The following is a 17,017-nucleotide window of genomic DNA, read 5'->3' on the forward strand; positions in this document are numbered from 1 at the left end:
TCTCAAATGGCTTGTTTCATTCCTGCGTTCATAAGGAGGGGATGTTACGCTCCCGGCCTTTGCAGGCCGGTTATGCGCACATCCCCTGATTTGGTTTGAACCCGTCCGCTTACGCGTATACCGGCATAGAGCGGGACGAGAAGTTGATCGCTTCGAGCATATGAAGCAGAGCACGGACCGTGTCCAGCGAAGTCATGCAGACCACGCCGTTTTCCACCGCTTCGCGGCGGATGCGGAATCCGTCGCGCTGAGGCGTTTTGCCCTTCGTCAACGTGTTGACGACAAAGTGCGCTTCCCCGCTGCGAATCAGATCCAGAATATTCGGCGAGCCTTCGCTCAGCTTGTTAACGGTTGTGACCGGAACGCCCGCGGCTTCGAGTACCTGAGCCGTACCGCCGGTCGCGATGATTTTGTAACCTAGCCGCTGGAATCCGCCGAAAATTTCCACGGCTTCTTCCTTGTCTTTGTCCGCGACGGTAGCGATGATGGCTCCCGCGGCCGGAATTTTCATTCCTGCGCCGATAAGACCTTTATAAAGAGCTTTCGCAAAATTGACGTCGCGTCCCATAACCTCGCCCGTCGATTTCATCTCCGGTCCGAGCGTCGTATCTACACGGCGCAGTTTGGCGAAGGAGAACACCGGTACTTTGACCGACACGAAGCTATCTTCCGGCCAAAGGCCGCTCTGGTAACCCATTTCGGTAAGTTTCTGGCCCATGATCACCCGTGTAGCCACATTGGCCATCGGAATGTTCGTCACTTTGCTCAGGAACGGTACCGTACGCGAGGAGCGCGGATTCACTTCGATCACGTACACCTGCTCGTTATGGATAACGAACTGGATGTTGACCAGACCGACTACTTGAAGTTCAAGTCCGATTTTTGTCGTGATATCGATAATCTGATTTTTGATCGCGTCCGAAAGGGACTGCGGCGGATAGACCGCGATAGAGTCGCCGGAGTGAACCCCTGCACGCTCTACATGTTCCATAATACCCGGAATGAGCACCGTTTCTTTATCGCAGATCGCATCGACTTCCACTTCTTTGCCGAGCATATAGCGGTCAATCAGGACCGGGTGTTCCGGGTTGATTTTCACCGCGTACTCCATGTAGCTGAGAAGTTCTTCATCGGAGTAGACGATTTCCATAGCGCGCCCGCCGAGCACGTAGGAAGGACGGACAAGCACCGGGTAACCGAACTGCGCAGCCGTTCCGACCGCTTGGTCCACGGAAGTAACCGTGCCGCCCGGCGGCTGTGCGATATCGAGCTTGCGGAGCAGAGCTTCGAACTTTTTGCGGTCCTCGGCTTTATCGATGCTTTCCAGGTCGCTGCCCAGAATGCGTACGCCCGCTTTGGAGAGCGGAGCAGCCAGATTGATCGCCGTCTGACCCCCGAATTGGACGATGACGCCGATCGGCTTCTCGCGTTCGATAACGTTCATGACGTCTTCGAAGAAGAGCGGCTCGAAGTACAGACGATCCGACGTGTTAAAGTCGGTGGAAACCGTCTCCGGGTTATTATTGATAATGACCGCTTCGTATCCGGCAGCCTGGATGGCCCATACCGCATGGACGGTGGAGTAATCGAATTCGATTCCCTGACCGATCCGGATAGGTCCGGAGCCAAGAACGACCACCTTTTGCTTCTCGGTTTCCAGCACTTCGTCCTCCATCTCATAGGTGGAGTAGTAGTACGGTGTAGTCGCTTCGAACTCCGCGGCGCAGGTATCTACCATTTTATAGACCGGTTTGATGTTCTGGTTCAGACGGTACTCGCGGATTTCCGCTTCTTTGACGAATGTGCTGCGGCCGGCGAGACTGCGGATTTCGGCGATGGCACGATCCGTGAAGCCCATCCGTTTGGCGTCGTAAAGCACCTCGTTATCAAACTCTTCCGAAGCGATTTCTTCTTCGTACCGGATCATGCCGTCCAGCTTGTGCAGGAACCACCAGTCGATTTGGGTCAATTCTTGAAGCTGTTCGATGGTGTAGCCGCGGCGGAAAGCTTCGGCCAGCAAGAAGAGACGCTCGTCGTCCGGCTTCTGCAGGCGCAGCTCAAGAGTTTCTTGATCCAGCAGATCGGTTTCCTTCAGGAACAGGCGGTGTACGCCGATTTCCAGGGAGCGGATCGCTTTGTGGATCGATTCTTCGAATGTACGGCCGATGGCCATCACTTCGCCCGTCGCTTTCATCTGCGTCCCCAGCTTACGGTTGGCGTTGATGAATTTATCGAACGGCCAGCGCGGAATTTTGGACACGATGTAATCGAGCGTAGGCTCGAAGCAGGCATATGTTTGGCCGGTAACCGGATTAACGAGTTCATCCAGCGTGTAGCCGATTGCGATTTTAGCCGCCATTTTGGCGATCGGATAACCTGTCGCTTTGGAAGCGAGCGCCGAAGAGCGGCTTACGCGCGGATTTACTTCGATGACATAATATTGGAAGCTGAACGGATCCAGGGCGAACTGAACGTTACAACCGCCTTCGATGTTCAGCGCGCGGATGATTTTGAGCGATGCCGAGCGGAGCATCTGGTACTCGCGGTCCGACAGCGTCTGGCTTGGAGCTACGACGATGCTGTCGCCTGTATGAACGCCGACCGGGTCGAAGTTTTCCATGTTGCAGACGACGATGCAGTTATCGTTGGCGTCGCGCATGACTTCGTACTCGACTTCTTTCATGCCCGCGATGCTTTTCTCGACGAGACACTGGGAAATCGGGCTGTAGCGGATACCCGATGCCACGGTTTCCACGAGTTCTTCCTCGCTGTGGCAGATCCCTCCGCCCGTACCGCCTAGCGTGTAAGCCGGACGTACGATAATCGGGTAGCCGATTTCGTTAGCGAAGTCCACGGCTTCCGGCACGGTCGTTACGATGGTGCTGTCCGGTACCGGCTGTTCCAGCTCGCGCATCAAATCGCGGAACAAGTCACGATCCTCGGCCTTCTCGATAGCCGTTAGCTGTGTGCCGAGCAGTTTCACGTTCTCCTGTTCCAGGACGCCTGCGCGTGCAAGCTCAACCGCCATGTTCAGACCTGTTTGTCCCCCAAGTGTCGGAAGAAGTCCGTCCGGACGCTCCTGGCGGATAATCTGGGTAACGAAATCAAGCGTGATCGGCTCGATGTATACTTTGTCGGCCATGTTTGTATCGGTCATGATCGTTGCCGGGTTGCTGTTGATCAGGACAACTTCAAAGCCTTCTTCTTTAAGGGCCTGGCACGCTTGTGTGCCAGCATAGTCAAACTCCGCAGCCTGGCCGATGACAATCGGTCCGGATCCAATCACCAGAATTTTTTTGAGCTTCTCATTTTTGGGCATAGTGAAGTTCTCCTTTCGACGTGTTGTCAGACTGCTCGGCTTTCCAAGCGGCAAGCATTTGCGCTTGACGCGGAGCCTGCGGGTTGTCGGTTTGATGCGAGCGGATCATGGTCAGGAAATCGTCGAACAGGTAGCTCGAATCGAAAGGTCCCGGAGCCGCTTCAGGGTGATATTGGACCGAAAATGCCGGATACTGGTTATGTTTAAGTCCTTCGATCGTACGGTCGTTGTTGTTGATGTGAGTCACAGTCAACTCCGTGCCGGCGATGGATTCTTCTTTAACGGTATAGCCGTGGTTCTGGGAAGTGATGTAGCAGCGTCCGGAGATGAGATCTTTCACCGGATGGTTGCCGCCGCGATGGCCGAACTTCAGCTTCTCGGTGTCCGCGCCGCAGGCCAGGGCAAACAGCTGATGACCCAGACAGATTCCGAAGACAGGCACTTGACCCAGAAGCTGACGGACGGTTTCAACCGCATGAGGAACGTCTTTAGGGTCCCCAGGGCCGTTGGAAAGCAGAACACCGTCCGGCGCAAGGCGCATAATTTGCTCCGCTGTCGAGTCCTGAGGCACGACAACCACGTCGCAGCCGCGCTTCGTCAGGTCGCGGACAATTCCGCTCTTCGCTCCGAAGTCCACAAGGACTACACGCTCGCGGTTGCCCGGCGCGCTGAATACATGCGGCGTCGATACCGTCGATACTTGCGTGGTCATAAGCGGAGTCGTCTGCAGCATTTCCTTCAATTCTTCAACCGAGCGGTCAGAAGTGGTCAGCAGACCTTTCATAACGCCGTGATGACGGATTTTACGGGTCAGCATGCGCGTGTCGATATCGCTGATACCGATGATGCCGTATTCTTTGAGCAGGTTGCCCAAGGTGTACTGGGCGCGCCAGTTGCTCGGCGCCTCTTCGTGCCGGCGTACGACGAACCCGTGAACAAACGGTCTCACGGACTCGAAGTCATCACGCGAAATACCGTAATTCCCGATCAACGGATAAGTCATCGTCACGATTTGTCCGCAGTAGGACGGGTCGGACAGTACCTCCTGGTACCCCGTAATTCCCGTATTGAATACAACCTCGCCGACCGAATCCCCTTCGGCCCCGAAAGATTTACCCGTAAAAAGCGTTCCATCTTCCAGCAGCAGTCTTGCCTTTGCCTTCATGCCCCTCAGCTCCTTCTCTATATGTTTCGTGTTGTCTATTCGTTTGTTTCCGTCCAGGCGATTTTGCCGCCTACCATCGTCAGCACCGGCCAGCCTTTCAGCTTCCAGCCCGTGAACGGCGTGTTGCGGCTCTTGGATAAAAATGCCGCCGGATCCACTTCTTTTTCGGTTTCCAGATCGACCAGTGTAAGGTCCGCGTCGCTTCCAACCTGCAGCCGTCCGGATTCCAGTCCGAACACTTCGGCCGGTTTGGAAGTCATCCGTTCGATCAGGAAGCCCAGCGACCATTTGCCCGTCGCGACAAACTTTGTATACAAGAGCGGGAAGGCCGTTTCGAAGCCTACGATCCCGAAAGGCGCAAGCTGCATGCCTTTGGCTTTCTCTTCCTCGCTGTGCGGCGCGTGATCGGTCACGATGATATCGATGGTGCCATCCTCCAGCGCCTCGATCACCGCTTCCACGTCCCGCTTGGAGCGCAGGGGCGGGTTCATTTTCCAGTTGGCATCCATGCCCGGAATATCTTCTTCGGAAAGGAGCAGGTGATGCGGGCATACTTCCGCCGTCACCTTCACGCCGATTTGCTTGCCCAGCCGGATCAGCCGTACGGATTGCTCCGTGCTCACATGGCAGACGTGATAGTGCACGCCCGTCGCTTCCGCCAGCAGGATATCGCGGCCTACATGGATCGCCTCCGACTCGTTCGGAATTCCTTTAAGCCCGTTCTTATCGGCGAACGTCCCTTCATTAACCGGAGCCCCGGCTACCAGCGTCTCGTCCTCGCAGTGGGCGACGATCGGCATGCCGAGCTCAGCCGCCCGCTTCATCGCGTCTTTCATCATCTGGGCGCTTTGTACCCCGACTCCGTCATCCGTAAACGCCACGACTCCGGCGTCTTTCAAGGCTTCAAAATCGGTGAGTTCACGGCCGAGCTGGTTGCGGCTGATGCATCCGTAAGGAAGAACTTTCACGCCGTTCCCTTCGTTTTCCGCTTTACCCTGGATGAGCTTAACCGTTTCGACGGTATCGATAACCGGCTTCGTATTCGGCATGCAGGCGATCGTGGTGTAACCGCCCCGTGCTGCCGATCGCGTTCCGCTAGCTATCGTTTCTTTGTGCTCGAAACCCGGTTCGCGCAGATGCACATGCATGTCGATAAAGCCCGGAGAAACCAGCTTGCCCGCCGCTTCTAGTACCTCATGTCCGGTTGTGTCCGGCTGCTCCTGTCCGTCTGTGATCGCCGCGATTTTGCCGTTTTCCACCAGCACATGCCCTGTCGTTTCCTTACCGGAGGCGTCCAGCATTTTTCCGTTTAAGATCCACATTCCCATGCCGTTGTCCTCTCCTCTATAGAAAAGCGGTTATTTGCTCTCGCCGTTGCCGCTTCTGAATTTATATGTTCAACTTGTCCAAGTCGTTTCCGTTTGCCGGCTGCTCTTACCGTTCTCTGCAGACCTGCTTTAGCTGAGTGTCCGTTCGATTACAGCCATGCGGATAGGTACGCCGTTATGAATCTGGGTAAAAATCTTGGAGCGGGCGTGTTCCACCAGCTCGTCGTCAAGCTCCACGTTCCGGTTGACCGGAGCCGGATGCATGATGATCGCGTGCGCCGGCATCTGCTGCAGCCGGTTCATCGTAAGCCCATACTTGGCGCGGTATTCTTCGGCCGAAGAGATCATGCCCTTCTCGTGCCGTTCCAGCTGGACCCGGAGCATCATGACCACGTCAGCCTGCAGTGCTTCTTCCATCGATACGTATGGAGCGTAAGCGGACAGCTCGGGCGCCTGCATGTTGGCCGGTGCGCAGAACTTGACGTTCGCTCCCATCTCACGGAGCGCCCATAGATTGGAGCGGGCCACGCGGCTGTGCAGAATGTCTCCGATGATGGAGACGGTGAGCCCCCGCAATTCGCCGAAGTGGCTGCGCATGGTGTACAGGTCGAGCAGCGCCTGCGTCGGATGCTCGTTGTTTCCGTCCCCCGCGTTAATCAGGGAGACGCTGATTTTCTCCGCCAGCTCGGCCAGCAGACCGACCGGCTTCAGCCGGATCACTCCCGCGTCGATTCCCATCGATTCGAGGGTCCGGACCGTGTCGTAAATCGACTCGCCTTTCTGTACGCTCGATTCCGCCGCGGAGAAATTCAGCACCTGGGCTCCCAGTCTTTTCTCCGCCATTTCAAAGGAGAAGCGGGTCCGCGTGCTGTTCTCAAAGAAGAGATTCGAAACAAAGGTCCCCTTCAACCGGTTCGTCACTTTATCCGGATGATTTTCCCAGAAATCCGCCCGGTCCAGGATCGCTTTAATTTCAGAAGCGCTGACCCCTTTCAGACCGATGAAATGGTTCGCTGTGCGTGATTTAACGGCTCCCATCATTCGTTCCCCCTCTGCTGCTGGATAATGACCACTCGGTCATGTTCGTCTACTTCTGTCAGGTGAACTTCGATTTTCTCAAGCTTTGATGTCGGCACGTTCTTGCCCACATAATCCGGCCGGATAGGCAGTTCCCGGTGTCCCCGGTCTACGAGTACGGCAAGCTGGATCATCTCCGGTCTTCCGAGGTCAATCAGAGCGTCCAGGGCAGCCCGCACCGTGCGTCCCGTAAAGAGCACATCGTCGAACAGGATGACTTTCTTGCTCTGAATGTTCAGATTGTCTCCGTCGGGCACCGTATCTACGGACCGTACCTTCACCCGGTCATCGCGGTAGGAGGTAATATCGATCTCCCCGACCGGAACCGGAACGCCTTCGATTTCCTGAATCCTCTCCGCCACCCTCTGTGCGAGGTAAATGCCCCGGGTACGGATTCCGATCAGCATACAGTTGCCGACCCCTTTGTTTTTCTCCAGTATTTCGTGGGCAATCCGGGTCAAAGCCCTTCTTACTGCCATTTCATCCAGCAGCACATGCATGTGTTCACTCATGTCGACTGCCTCCTTCTGTCGGGTACGCGTTTCTCGAATTTCGGCCATAAAAAAACCTCCTTGCTCCGAAGGCAAGAAGGTTAGCGCATGTGCAGAAACAGACGGGTGCTTGGAACCGAAGGAAGTTGCAGCTAACCGCCGCAATACGCTCTCCCCCGGAGTCTGCTCCTGCTTAAACGTTGACCTTGCCAGCCTCTCTGGACTGATTTTAAAGGTACCCTATTCACTTGAAGCCCATTATCCCACTTTCGACAAAAGAAGTCAACCGTAAAAAAACATGCTTTTACGCGTTTCTCCGCGTGTTTACCCCTGTTATTTTAATGTTATCCTGCGTATCCTGTCGTTTTTTCGGACAATCTATCGCGTAAGCGCTTTTCATCTGCTATGATGATAAGGATAACGTACCCCAGGAGGAGTGGAAGTATGACACAGATGAATACCGAAGAAATTATCCAGTTTATTAAGACCAGCCAAAAGAAGACACCCGTGAAAGTATATGTAAAAGGAAACCTGGAAGCCGTTGATTTCGGAACGGGCATCCAATCCTTCATTTCCGGTAAAAGCGGTGTCCTGTTCGGCGAGTGGACGGATATCCAGGCCATTATCGAATCCAATCAGCAGAACATAGAAGATTATGTGGTCGAGTCCGACCGCCGCAACTCCGCCATTCCTCTTCTTGACCTGAAAGGCATCAACGCGCGTATCGAGCCTGGCTCCATCATCCGCGACAAAGTCTCCATCGGCAACAACGCCGTTATTATGATGGGCGCGGTTATCAATATCGGCGCTTCCATCGGCGAAGGCACGATGATCGACATGAACGCCATCCTCGGCGGACGCGCTCAAATCGGCAACATGTGCCACATCGGTGCCGGAGCGGTTGTAGCCGGAGTGATCGAACCTCCTTCCGCACAGCCTTGCGTAGTCGAAGACGATGTTCTTGTCGGCGCTAACGCCGTTATTCTCGAAGGCGTGCGCATCGGTCAAGGTTCCGTCGTGGCCGCGGGTGCCGTTGTAGTGGAAGATGTGCCTGAATTCACGGTCGTAGCCGGTACGCCTGCCCGTGTCATCAAGAAAGTCGACGACAAAACGAAATCCAAAACGGAAATTTTGAAAGAGCTTCGCGAGCTGTAAACCCGGCGGGTTTTCCGTTCACGTTCCGCTTGTACATAAAAAGAACAACACCGGCATGCGCGCATCCTTCCTGAAGGCAGGCGGACTGCCGCTGCTGTTTGGCCCAGCGCTTCCGGCGCCGGGCCCTTTTTCAATCCAGCGGATGTACATTCAAACGAAAGAAGGAGAGAACGACTGTGACCAGCCCGTTTATTGAACTGCGGCGCCAGCTTCACCGGATACCCGAGCCGGGTTTCCAGGAATTTAAAACCCAGCGCATGCTCCTCGATTATTTGCAAACTCTGCCCCAGGAACGGATGGAAATCCGCACGTGGCGCACCGGCATTCTGGTGTATATCAAAGGGACGAATCCTTCCAAACGCTTCGGATACCGGGCCGATATGGACGGCCTGCCGATCCCGGAAGAAACCGGCTATCCGTTTCAGTCCGAGCATCCCGGATATATGCATGCCTGCGGGCATGATGTGCACATGTCCATCGGCGCCGGTCTTGTGACGCAGTTCGCTCAGCGCCCGATGAAAGACGACCTCGTCGTCGTGTTCCAGCCCGCGGAAGAAGGTCCCGGAGGAGCGCTGCCTATGCTGGCCTCCGCCGAACTAAGCGACTGGATGCCGGAGCAGATGGTCGGCCTTCATATCGCGCCGGAGTATCCGGTCGGCACCATCGCGGTCAGACCCGGCATCTTGTTCGCTAATACGTCCGAGCTGTTTATCGACCTTAAGGGCAAGGGAGGCCATGCGGCGTATCCGCACCTCTCCAACGACATGGTGGTCGCCGCTTCCCAGCTTGTCGGACAGCTTCACACGATTGTGTCGCGCAACATCAATCCTCTCGACTCGGCCGTTGTCACGATCGGCAAAATGAGTGCGGGCACCAAGCAGAACATCATCGCCGAGAACGCCCGGCTGGAAGGCACGATCCGCACGCTCTCCGCCGAATCGATGCAGCTGATTAAAACAAGAATCGAAGGAATCGTTCGCGGTATCGAATCTTCATTCGACTGCACGGCGTCCATTGATTGGGGCTCCAATTACCTTCAAGTGTATAACAATGAAGCGCTGACGCTGGAATTTATGGACTGGCTGCAAAAAACGGGTACAGCCGCTGGAGCCGGCGTGTCCGGCGGTTCCTTAGCTGACAAATCCCCAACCGGCACCGTTTACGGCTCGGAATCTGCCGAAGCTGGCCAGGCGCAAGCAGGAAGCCCTTCCTCCTGGTCCGAGCCGCAGATCCCCGTCCGTCTGTACGAATGCACAGAGGCGATGACGGGTGAGGATTTCGGTTATTTCCTGGAGAAAATCCCGGGCTTTATGTTCTGGCTGGGCGCCGAAACGCCTTACGGCCTCCATCACGCCCGCATTGAACCCGATGAAAGAGCCATCGGTGTAGCCATCCGGACGGTGGACAGCTACCTCCGCTGGAAATCCGCGCAGTCCGGTTAAAAAAATCCCCTTTATCTCCCCTCTGCCAGGCAGCGGGTTGGATAAAGGGGATTTTTTATAGGCACGCGGCGGGAGATCAGCTCCGGTCGAGTTTGCGGATGAAGGCCTCCAGCCGGTCCAGCGCTCCGTCGAGTACCTCCTGCGAATACGCGTACGACAGCCGGATGTAACCTTCGCCCAGCGGTGAGAACGCGTCTCCCGGAACGACCGCGACCCGCTGCTCTTCCAGCAGCCTGTAAGCGAACTGTTCCGAACCTAGCCCGAACCGGGCAATTGAAGGGAACAGGTAGAAAGCTCCCTGTGGTTTAACGGCTTCCAGTCCCATCGCCTGGAGCCGGCCGTACACGTGCTCCAGCCTGTTCTCGTAGGCCTGGCGCATCGGAAGAGCATCGTCACGACCCGCGGTGAGCGCCTCGACAGCCGCATACTGCGAGATGGAGCTTGCGCAGGTGACGTTGTACTGGTGCACCTTGACCATGTGCTGGGTCAAGGTTTCCGGGGCAAACGTAAAACCGATCCGCCAGCCAGTCATGGAATGGGATTTCGACAAACCGTTGATTACGATCGTCTTCTCTCTCATGCCCGGCAGGGCGGCAATGGAAGCGTGCTCGGCTCCGTACACCAGCTCGCTGTAAATCTCATCGGAAATGACATAGAGGTTCCGGCTTCCCAGAAGAGCTGCCAGCTCGGCCAGTTCCGCCTTGGTCATGATCTGCCCCGTCGGATTGCTCGGATAGCCGAGAACGACGCAGCGTGTCCGCTCCGTCAGATGAGGCTCCAGAGCGGCTGCGGTCATCTTAAACTCGTAAGGCCGCGTGTCCACATAAACGGGCACTCCGCCGCACAGCCGGATCAGCGGTTCGTAGCCCGGATAAATCGGCCCGGGCAAAATAACTTCCGCTCCCGGCGTCAAAATGGTCCTTAGCGTAATGTCGAGCGCCTCGCTTGCCCCCGTCGTCACGATGACTTCGCTGCCCCCATCGTAGGACAGCCCGTATTTGGAGCCGACAAAGTCCGCCGCGGCTTTTCTAAGCTCCGGAAGTCCGGCATTGGGCGTGTACACCGTCCTGCCCGCCTGGAGCGCTTTCTGCGCGGCCTCCACAATATGGGCGGGCGTCGGAAAGTCCGGCTGTCCCATCGTTAGAGCCAGTGCGTCCGGCATTGCCGCGACTTTATTCGCAATTTTACGGATACCTGAAATTTGAATTTCTTTTACCTGCGGATTAATGATTGGTTGCATACCGAATGCTTCCCCTCTCCAAAGGTTCGCTTAGTTTTAAAAAAGAGGGACCGGCTTCCGCCTGTCCCTGATTGTCCTTACAGATTGCGCAGACGGTGCAAAAGATCCGCCATATCCTCCGGAATCGGCGCCTCGAATTCGAGCCGTTCTCCTGTCCGCGGATGGGTAAAACCGAGAATCTGCGCGTGAAGCGCTTGACCGTCCATGGTCATCCCCTTGCTGCGGCCGTAGGACGGGTCTCCGACGAGCGGATGCCCGATGAACTTGAGGTGGACCCGGATCTGATGAGTCCGGCCTGTTTCAAGTTTAAGCTCCACCAGCGTATACCCGTCAAAGCGCTCCAATACGGCAAAATGCGTGACCGCGTGTTTGGAGTTTTTGTCCGTCACCGTGTACAGCTTGCGGTCATAGCTGTCCCGGCCGATCGGGGCGTCAATCGTTCCGTGGTCGTGCTGCAAATTCCCGTGGACAAGCGCCACATATTTGCGGGTCACGCTGTGCTCCTTAAGCTGCTCGGCCAGACTTGCATGGGCCTGATCGTTTTTGGCGATCATCAGCAATCCGGAAGTGTCCTTGTCGATGCGGTGAACGATGCCCGGTCTCATAACCCCGTTGATGCCCGACAAGTCTTTGCAGTGATGCATCAGCGCATTCACCAGCGTACCGCTGTAATGACCGGGAGCCGGATGCACCACCAGTCCGCGCGGCTTGTTGATCACGATGACGTCCCCGTCTTCGTAAACGACATCCAGGGGGATGTTTTCCGCGGCGATATCCAGCGGTTCGGGATCCGGAATGGCAAGATCGACGACCTGCCCTTCGGACAGCTTGTAGTTAGGCTTTACGTTCCGGCCGTCCACCCGGGCATGACCGTCTCTAATCCACTGCTGAATTTGCGTACGCGACACTCCGTCCAAGGCATCGGACAGAAGCTTGTCGATTCTCTCGCCGTTCTGCTCGGCCTCGACCTGCCAGCGCGTCGGTTCGCTTTCCGTTTCGTCCATTCCGTTTTGTTCCAACTCATAGTTGTTTTGTTCGCTCATGATGCCGTCCCTCTTTTTTCATTTTTCCAGCTGATGATCGAATCGATAAAAATTAGAATGACGCCGATGACGATCGCGGAGTCCGCCACGTTAAAGATCGGATAAATGTAGTCGACCGCTTTGCCGAAAAAGGAAAACTGAAAATGCAGTTGAAGGAAATCGACAACCTCGCCGAAAAGAAGACGGTCCAGAAAATTTCCTACCGCGCCTCCCAAAAGCAGAGCGAGCGCCAGCGACATCAGCTTCTGCCCCGCTTTACGGGTCCTGTTGAGATACAAAACGACTCCAACGACGATTATCAAAGTAGCCAGGATGAAAAACCAGCGCTGGTCCTGCAAAATTCCGAAAGCGGCGCCGCGGTTGCGGTGCGAAGTCAGCTGGAAAAACTCGCCGATCACCGGAATGGAGTCATGCAGCGGAATGTTTTTAACCACGAGCCATTTGGTCCCCTGATCAATCAAAAAGACGATAAGTGCAAGTAAATAATAATACAAACGGGATTCCTCCTCTGACGACGGCTTGTCGCGTGTCGCCCGTTAAACGTTTGGCTGCGGTGCTTTCATTTTCCACACTAAAAAAGGGAGCCTTCGTACACCCTATTGCTGCAGGCCACCTTCCGAAGGGAGATGTACCCCCATGCGTATACTGACTTCCAATCAAACGGATCAACTCAGACAGCAGCTTCTAATTGAAAAAAAAGAACTTAAAGAGCAGTTGGAGCTCGACGAACACTTCGGAATGTCCCAGGCCATGGGCGAGAACACCGGAGAGTTGTCCACGTACGACAATCATCCCGCCGATCTGGGAACGGAAATGTTCGAGCGGGAAAAAGACATCGCTCTGCTTGAAAATGCCGAACGTCATCTCGATCAGGTCAATCTCGCACTGGAAAGGCTGGCTGCCGGCACCTACGGGATTTGCATCGAGTGCGGCAGAACCATTCCCTACGAGCGTTTAAGCGCTATTCCGACAACCCAGTACTGCCTGGAGCATGTGCCTAACCGGCACGCATCCGACAGAAGACCGGTGGAAGAGGAATTTCTTGCTCCGCCTTTCGGACGAACCAGTCTGGACGAACGCTCGGACCAAAATCAGTTTGACGGCGAAGACGCCTGGCAGATCGTGGAAAGCTGGGGCAATTCCGACTCTCCCGCCATGGCGGAAGATCCGAACGTAGGCGATTATAATGCCGTGTACGTCGAGGCAGACGAGCTTGACGGCTATGTGGAACCGTTCGAAAGCTTCCTTGCCACCGATATTTACGGCAATCATGTATCCGTTATTCGCAATAAAGCCTATCGCTCTTATATGGATAATCAAGAAGGAGATCCTCTTCTTGAGCCGGATTATACATCGGAAGAAACGCAGAGCTGAACAAGCGGCTCTGCGTTTTCCTTTGTAACGCGCCCGGTTAATAAAACCGGCGCCCTTCCAGCTGAAACTGGACATACTCCACGAGGTCCGCAATGTAGGTGCCGATAATGGGCAAGTTCAAAGCGCCCAGAGCTTTCAGTGCGTAGAGAATGGTGCCGGCGAATACGGTAATGCCGAGACCGAGCCCCACTCCTCTGGAAATCCCCGCTATGAGATTCGCGAAAATGAGTCTGCGCGGCTTGTTCATCAGCGTCACGTAATCGGCAATTTGCGTCCGTTCGATATTGGCCGCTATTTCGGTTACTTTCTCATGGATATGATGAATGAGCCGCTTTTCCTCATCGCCCGTGAGGGCGGCGTTGGTTGGCAAATCCGGGTGCTCAAGCTCCGCATGCTCCTCCGGAGCCCGGGCCTTAACGGGTTGGTTCCGTTCATTCCATTCGTTCCGTTCTTCGTTCAGGTTATCCATGAAATCGCTCCTGCAGATTTGGTATCCCCTATCTCCACACGGCGGCGAATTCCATTACCTGGGCTGCGTTATTCGAGGCGGGAAACTACTTCCGCACATCTTGCGCACAGAGTCGGGTGTTCTTTGTTCTGCCCAACTTCCGGCGTGACTATCCAGCAGCGTTCGCATTTCTCTCCCTCGGCGACGGATACCTGCACGGCAAGATCCTGAGCCTCGTAGCTTCCTTCCGGCGCTTTCTCGGACGGATTATGCAGGGTGGCGGCCGAAACGATGAAGAGCGTATCGAGCTTGTCGAAACCGCTGAGCAGCTTGAACGCCGCATCGCTCGGGTACAAATCAACCGCAGCGCTCAACGAGTTGCCGATTGTTTTGTTCTTGCGCGCTTCTTCCAGCGCTTTAAGCACTTCGTCGCGGATATTCAGGAAGCCGTCCCACTTCTGCTCCAGCTCCTGGTTATACACATCCGTCCGGATTTCCGGCAGTTCGCTGATCTGTACGCTGTCCAGCTCCACGCCGGGGATGTACTTCCACACTTCGTCGGCCGTATGCGGCAGGATCGGCGCAATGAGCTTCGTGATAGCAAGCAATGCGTCGTAGAGAACCGTCTGCGAAGCTTTGCGGGCGGAATCGTCGGCCGCGTCCGCGTACAGGCGGTCTTTGATGATATCCAGGTAGAACGAACTCATCTCCACGGCGCAGAAGTGATGAACCGCTTGATAGACGACATGGAACTCATATGCGTCATAAGCTTTGGTTACTTTTTCCGTCATTCTGTTGAGGCGGATAACCGCATACTGGTCCAACTCGCTCATTTGGGCGAAATCCACACGGTCCTTCACCGGATCGAACTGGCTCAAATTGCCCAGCAGGAAACGGAGCGTGTTGCGGATTTTACGGTACACTTCCGTAATCTGGCTCAGGATGTTGTCGGAAATCCGCACGTCAGACTGATAATCCACCGAAGATACCCACAGACGCAAAATGTCGGCGCCAAGCTTGTTGCACACTTGACTCGGATCGACAGTGTTGCCGAGCGACTTGGACATTTTGCGGCCTTCTCCGTCCAGAGTAAAGCCGTGGCTCAAAATCCCCTTGTACGGGGGCTGGCCTTTTACCGCCACGCCCGTGATCAGGGAGGAGTTGTACCAGCCGCGGTACTGGTCGGAACCTTCCAGATACAGATCGGCCGGCCACTGCAGTTCGGGACGCTTGGCCAGCACTCCCGCATGGGAGGAACCCGAATCGAACCAGACGTCCATGATGTCCGTCTCTTTGCGGAACTCGCCATGGCCGCATTCCGGGCAGGAAAGGCCTTGCGGCAGAAGCTCCTTCTCCGTCAGCGTGAACCACGCGTTGGAGCCTTCTTTTTCGAACAGTTTGGCCACATGCTCGATGGTCTCATCGTTTACGATCGGATGATTGCAGCTGCGGCAGTAGAAAATCGGAATCGGTACACCCCACACGCGCTGGCGGGAAATACACCAGTCTCCGCGGTCCGCGATCATGTTGTGAAGACGGATCTCCCCCCAACTAGGCGTCCATTTGATTTTTTTGATTTCTTCCAGCATTTCATCGCGGAATTTATCGATGGAAGCAAACCACTGCTCCGTCGCCCGGTAAATAACCGGCTTTTTCGTACGCCAGTCATGCGCGTATTGGTGATTGATGGAGGAAGCGTGAAGCAGGTGTCCGCTGTTTTCCAGCCATTCCAGAATCGTTTTGTTTCCTTTTTCGTAGAAAACGCCTTCCAGCCCCGGCGCTTCCGCCGTGAAATGTCCTTGATCGTCCACCGGACAAAGGACGCCGATCTTGTATTTTTGCCCGACGATAAAGTCGTCCTCACCGTGGCCGGGAGCGGTATGAACGCAGCCTGTACCGGCTTCCAGCGTAACGTGCTCGCCCAGCATGACAAGCGACTCTCTGTCGTAGAACGGATGCTTGCAGGTCACGTTCTCCAGCTCGCTTCCTTTCACCGTGGACACCATGCTGTAGTCGGTCCAGCCGATTGCTTTCGCAGCCGATTCCAGCAAACCTTCGGCCAGCACGTATTTTTTGCCGCTCACTTCCACGACAGCGTACGTAAAGTCCGGGTGAACGGAGATGCCCAGATTCGCCGGGAGCGTCCAAGGTGTCGTCGTCCAAATGACGAAAGCCGCATCCTGAGGAAGCTTGCCTTGGCCCTCCGCTACATCGAAAGCGACATAAATGGACGGAGACGTTTTTTCTTTGTATTCGATTTCGGCTTCAGCCAGAGCGCTCTCCGAAGAAGGAGACCAGTACACCGGCTTCAGGCCTTTGTAGATGTAGCCTTTTTTGACCATTTCACCGAAAAGCCGGATTTGCTCGGCTTCATATTCCGGCTGCAGGGTGATGTAAGGATGATCCCAGTCTCCGCGGATTCCAAGACGTTTGAACTGTTCCTTCTGCCGCTCCACCCACTGGAGCGCGTATTCTTCGCAGTATTTGCGGAATTCGGCAACGGACATCTTTTTGCGGTCCACTTTGCCGCTGTTGGCGATAGCCTGCTCGATCGGCAGTCCGTGCGTATCCCAGCCCGGAACATACGGCGCATCATAGCCCTGCATCGTTTTGAATCGGACGATAATATCCTTAAGAATCTTATTCAGCGCATGGCCGATATGAATGTCCCCGTTGGCGTACGGAGGTCCGTCGTGCAAAATGAACTTCTCCCGCCCTTTGCGGCTCTCCTGCACTTTCGCGTAAATATCGTTTTCTTCCCAATGCGCCTGCATTTTAGGCTCTGCCTGGGGCAGGTTACCTCTCATCGGAAAGTCCGTTTTCAACAGTTGCAATGTTTTTCCGTAATCCAAAATGATTCACTCCCTAGTCTTAGTACGCTGATCCCTTCCGGGACAATTCCCTAGCTCTCTAAAATGCAAAAAACTTCTCCATC

Annotated in this window: 13 protein-coding genes; 3 read left to right on the plus strand and 10 right to left on the minus strand. The window is 55.3% G+C overall.

From position 1 onward, the window contains the following. Positions 1-109: 109 nt before the first annotated feature. The 5 genes from carB to pyrR all read right to left on the minus strand — a co-directional run bounded on the left by carB (position 110) and on the right by pyrR (position 7,401). A complete protein-coding gene (gene carB, locus HMPREF1207_RS04560) occupies positions 110-3,319 on the minus strand; it encodes a carbamoyl-phosphate synthase large subunit (RefSeq protein ID WP_009671803.1) in 3,210 nt (1,069 codons plus the stop codon). Continuing rightward, positions 3,306-4,484, minus strand: a complete 1,179-nt coding sequence (carA, locus tag HMPREF1207_RS04565; RefSeq protein ID WP_009671792.1) for a glutamine-hydrolyzing carbamoyl-phosphate synthase small subunit — start codon at positions 4,482-4,484, stop codon at positions 3,306-3,308. Before carA ends, carB begins: the two co-directional genes overlap by 14 nt. Before the next feature lie 35 nt (positions 4,485-4,519). After that, positions 4,520-5,812, minus strand: a complete 1,293-nt coding sequence (locus HMPREF1207_RS04570) for a dihydroorotase (RefSeq protein ID WP_009671809.1) — start codon at positions 5,810-5,812, stop codon at positions 4,520-4,522. 129 nt (positions 5,813-5,941) lie between these two features. Beyond that, entirely contained in the window at positions 5,942-6,853 is a 912-nt protein-coding gene (locus tag HMPREF1207_RS04575) for an aspartate carbamoyltransferase catalytic subunit (RefSeq protein WP_009671808.1), read from the minus strand. Next, the gene (pyrR, locus tag HMPREF1207_RS04580; protein WP_009671814.1) at positions 6,850-7,401 is read right to left on the minus strand and encodes a bifunctional pyr operon transcriptional regulator/uracil phosphoribosyltransferase PyrR; all 552 of its coding nucleotides are present in this window, start codon (positions 7,399-7,401) and stop codon (positions 6,850-6,852) included. The genes HMPREF1207_RS04575 and pyrR overlap by 4 nt, the downstream gene beginning before the upstream one ends. Before the next feature lie 423 nt (positions 7,402-7,824). On the opposite strand from pyrR, the gene dapD reads away from it, so the two are divergent. Both dapD and HMPREF1207_RS04590 read left to right on the plus strand, forming a co-directional pair. Beyond that, positions 7,825-8,535: a 2,3,4,5-tetrahydropyridine-2,6-dicarboxylate N-acetyltransferase gene (gene dapD / locus HMPREF1207_RS04585; RefSeq protein WP_009671804.1), complete on the plus strand. Its 711-nt coding sequence runs from the start codon at positions 7,825-7,827 to the stop codon at positions 8,533-8,535. A gap of 176 nt (positions 8,536-8,711) precedes the next feature. Then, positions 8,712-9,977: an N-acetyldiaminopimelate deacetylase gene (locus HMPREF1207_RS04590; protein WP_009671790.1), complete on the plus strand. Its 1,266-nt coding sequence runs from the start codon at positions 8,712-8,714 to the stop codon at positions 9,975-9,977. 76 nt (positions 9,978-10,053) lie between these two features. Here the strand turns inward: HMPREF1207_RS04590 and HMPREF1207_RS04595 are convergent, their stop codons facing one another. From HMPREF1207_RS04595 to lspA, 3 genes are all read right to left on the minus strand, one after another. Next, a complete protein-coding gene (locus HMPREF1207_RS04595; protein WP_009671835.1) occupies positions 10,054-11,217 on the minus strand; it encodes an aminotransferase A in 1,164 nt (387 codons plus the stop codon). Between the two features lie 77 nt (positions 11,218-11,294). After that, complete coding sequence (locus HMPREF1207_RS04600) at positions 11,295-12,260, minus strand: RluA family pseudouridine synthase (RefSeq protein ID WP_009671785.1); 966 nt, start codon at positions 12,258-12,260, stop codon at positions 11,295-11,297. Next, positions 12,257-12,754 carry a signal peptidase II gene (lspA, locus tag HMPREF1207_RS04605; protein ID WP_009671789.1) on the minus strand — a complete coding sequence of 166 codons (498 nt, stop codon included), beginning with the start codon at positions 12,752-12,754 and terminating at the stop codon, positions 12,257-12,259. The genes HMPREF1207_RS04600 and lspA overlap by 4 nt, the downstream gene beginning before the upstream one ends. Before the next feature lie 142 nt (positions 12,755-12,896). On the opposite strand from lspA, the gene HMPREF1207_RS04610 reads away from it, so the two are divergent. Next, positions 12,897-13,634 carry a TraR/DksA C4-type zinc finger protein gene (locus HMPREF1207_RS04610; protein ID WP_009671781.1) on the plus strand — a complete coding sequence of 246 codons (738 nt, stop codon included), beginning with the start codon at positions 12,897-12,899 and terminating at the stop codon, positions 13,632-13,634. A 37-nt stretch (positions 13,635-13,671) separates the two neighbouring features. Here the strand turns inward: HMPREF1207_RS04610 and HMPREF1207_RS04615 are convergent, their stop codons facing one another. Both HMPREF1207_RS04615 and ileS read right to left on the minus strand, forming a co-directional pair. Next, a complete protein-coding gene (locus tag HMPREF1207_RS04615) occupies positions 13,672-14,103 on the minus strand; it encodes a DUF5665 domain-containing protein (protein ID WP_009671772.1) in 432 nt (143 codons plus the stop codon). Positions 14,104-14,171: 68 nt separating this feature from the next. Beyond that, the gene (ileS, locus tag HMPREF1207_RS04620; protein ID WP_009671802.1) at positions 14,172-16,934 is read right to left on the minus strand and encodes an isoleucine--tRNA ligase; all 2,763 of its coding nucleotides are present in this window, start codon (positions 16,932-16,934) and stop codon (positions 14,172-14,174) included. Positions 16,935-17,017 lie beyond the last annotated feature (83 nt).

The organism is Paenibacillus sp. HGH0039, from assembly GCF_000411255.1.
Lineage (GTDB): Bacteria > Bacillota > Bacilli > Paenibacillales > NBRC-103111 > Paenibacillus_F.

What these genes read in the sequence shown, in the direction of transcription:
- carB (WP_009671803.1), bottom strand. Translation starts at nt 3,319, where the DNA reads ATGCCCAAAAATGAGAAGCTCAAAAAAATTCTGGTGATTGGATCCGGA.
- carA (WP_009671792.1), bottom strand. Translation starts at nt 4,484, where the DNA reads ATGAAGGCAAAGGCAAGACTGCTGCTGGAAGATGGAACGCTTTTTACG.
- HMPREF1207_RS04570 (WP_009671809.1), bottom strand. Translation starts at nt 5,812, where the DNA reads ATGGGAATGTGGATCTTAAACGGAAAAATGCTGGACGCCTCCGGTAAG.
- HMPREF1207_RS04575 (WP_009671808.1), bottom strand. Translation starts at nt 6,853, where the DNA reads ATGATGGGAGCCGTTAAATCACGCACAGCGAACCATTTCATCGGTCTG.
- pyrR (WP_009671814.1), bottom strand. Translation starts at nt 7,401, where the DNA reads ATGAGTGAACACATGCATGTGCTGCTGGATGAAATGGCAGTAAGAAGG.
- dapD (WP_009671804.1), top strand. Translation starts at nt 7,825, where the DNA reads ATGACACAGATGAATACCGAAGAAATTATCCAGTTTATTAAGACCAGC.
- HMPREF1207_RS04595 (WP_009671835.1), bottom strand. Translation starts at nt 11,217, where the DNA reads ATGCAACCAATCATTAATCCGCAGGTAAAAGAAATTCAAATTTCAGGT.
- HMPREF1207_RS04600 (WP_009671785.1), bottom strand. Translation starts at nt 12,260, where the DNA reads ATGAGCGAACAAAACAACTATGAGTTGGAACAAAACGGAATGGACGAA.
- HMPREF1207_RS04610 (WP_009671781.1), top strand. Translation starts at nt 12,897, where the DNA reads ATGCGTATACTGACTTCCAATCAAACGGATCAACTCAGACAGCAGCTT.
- HMPREF1207_RS04615 (WP_009671772.1), bottom strand. Translation starts at nt 14,103, where the DNA reads ATGGATAACCTGAACGAAGAACGGAACGAATGGAATGAACGGAACCAA.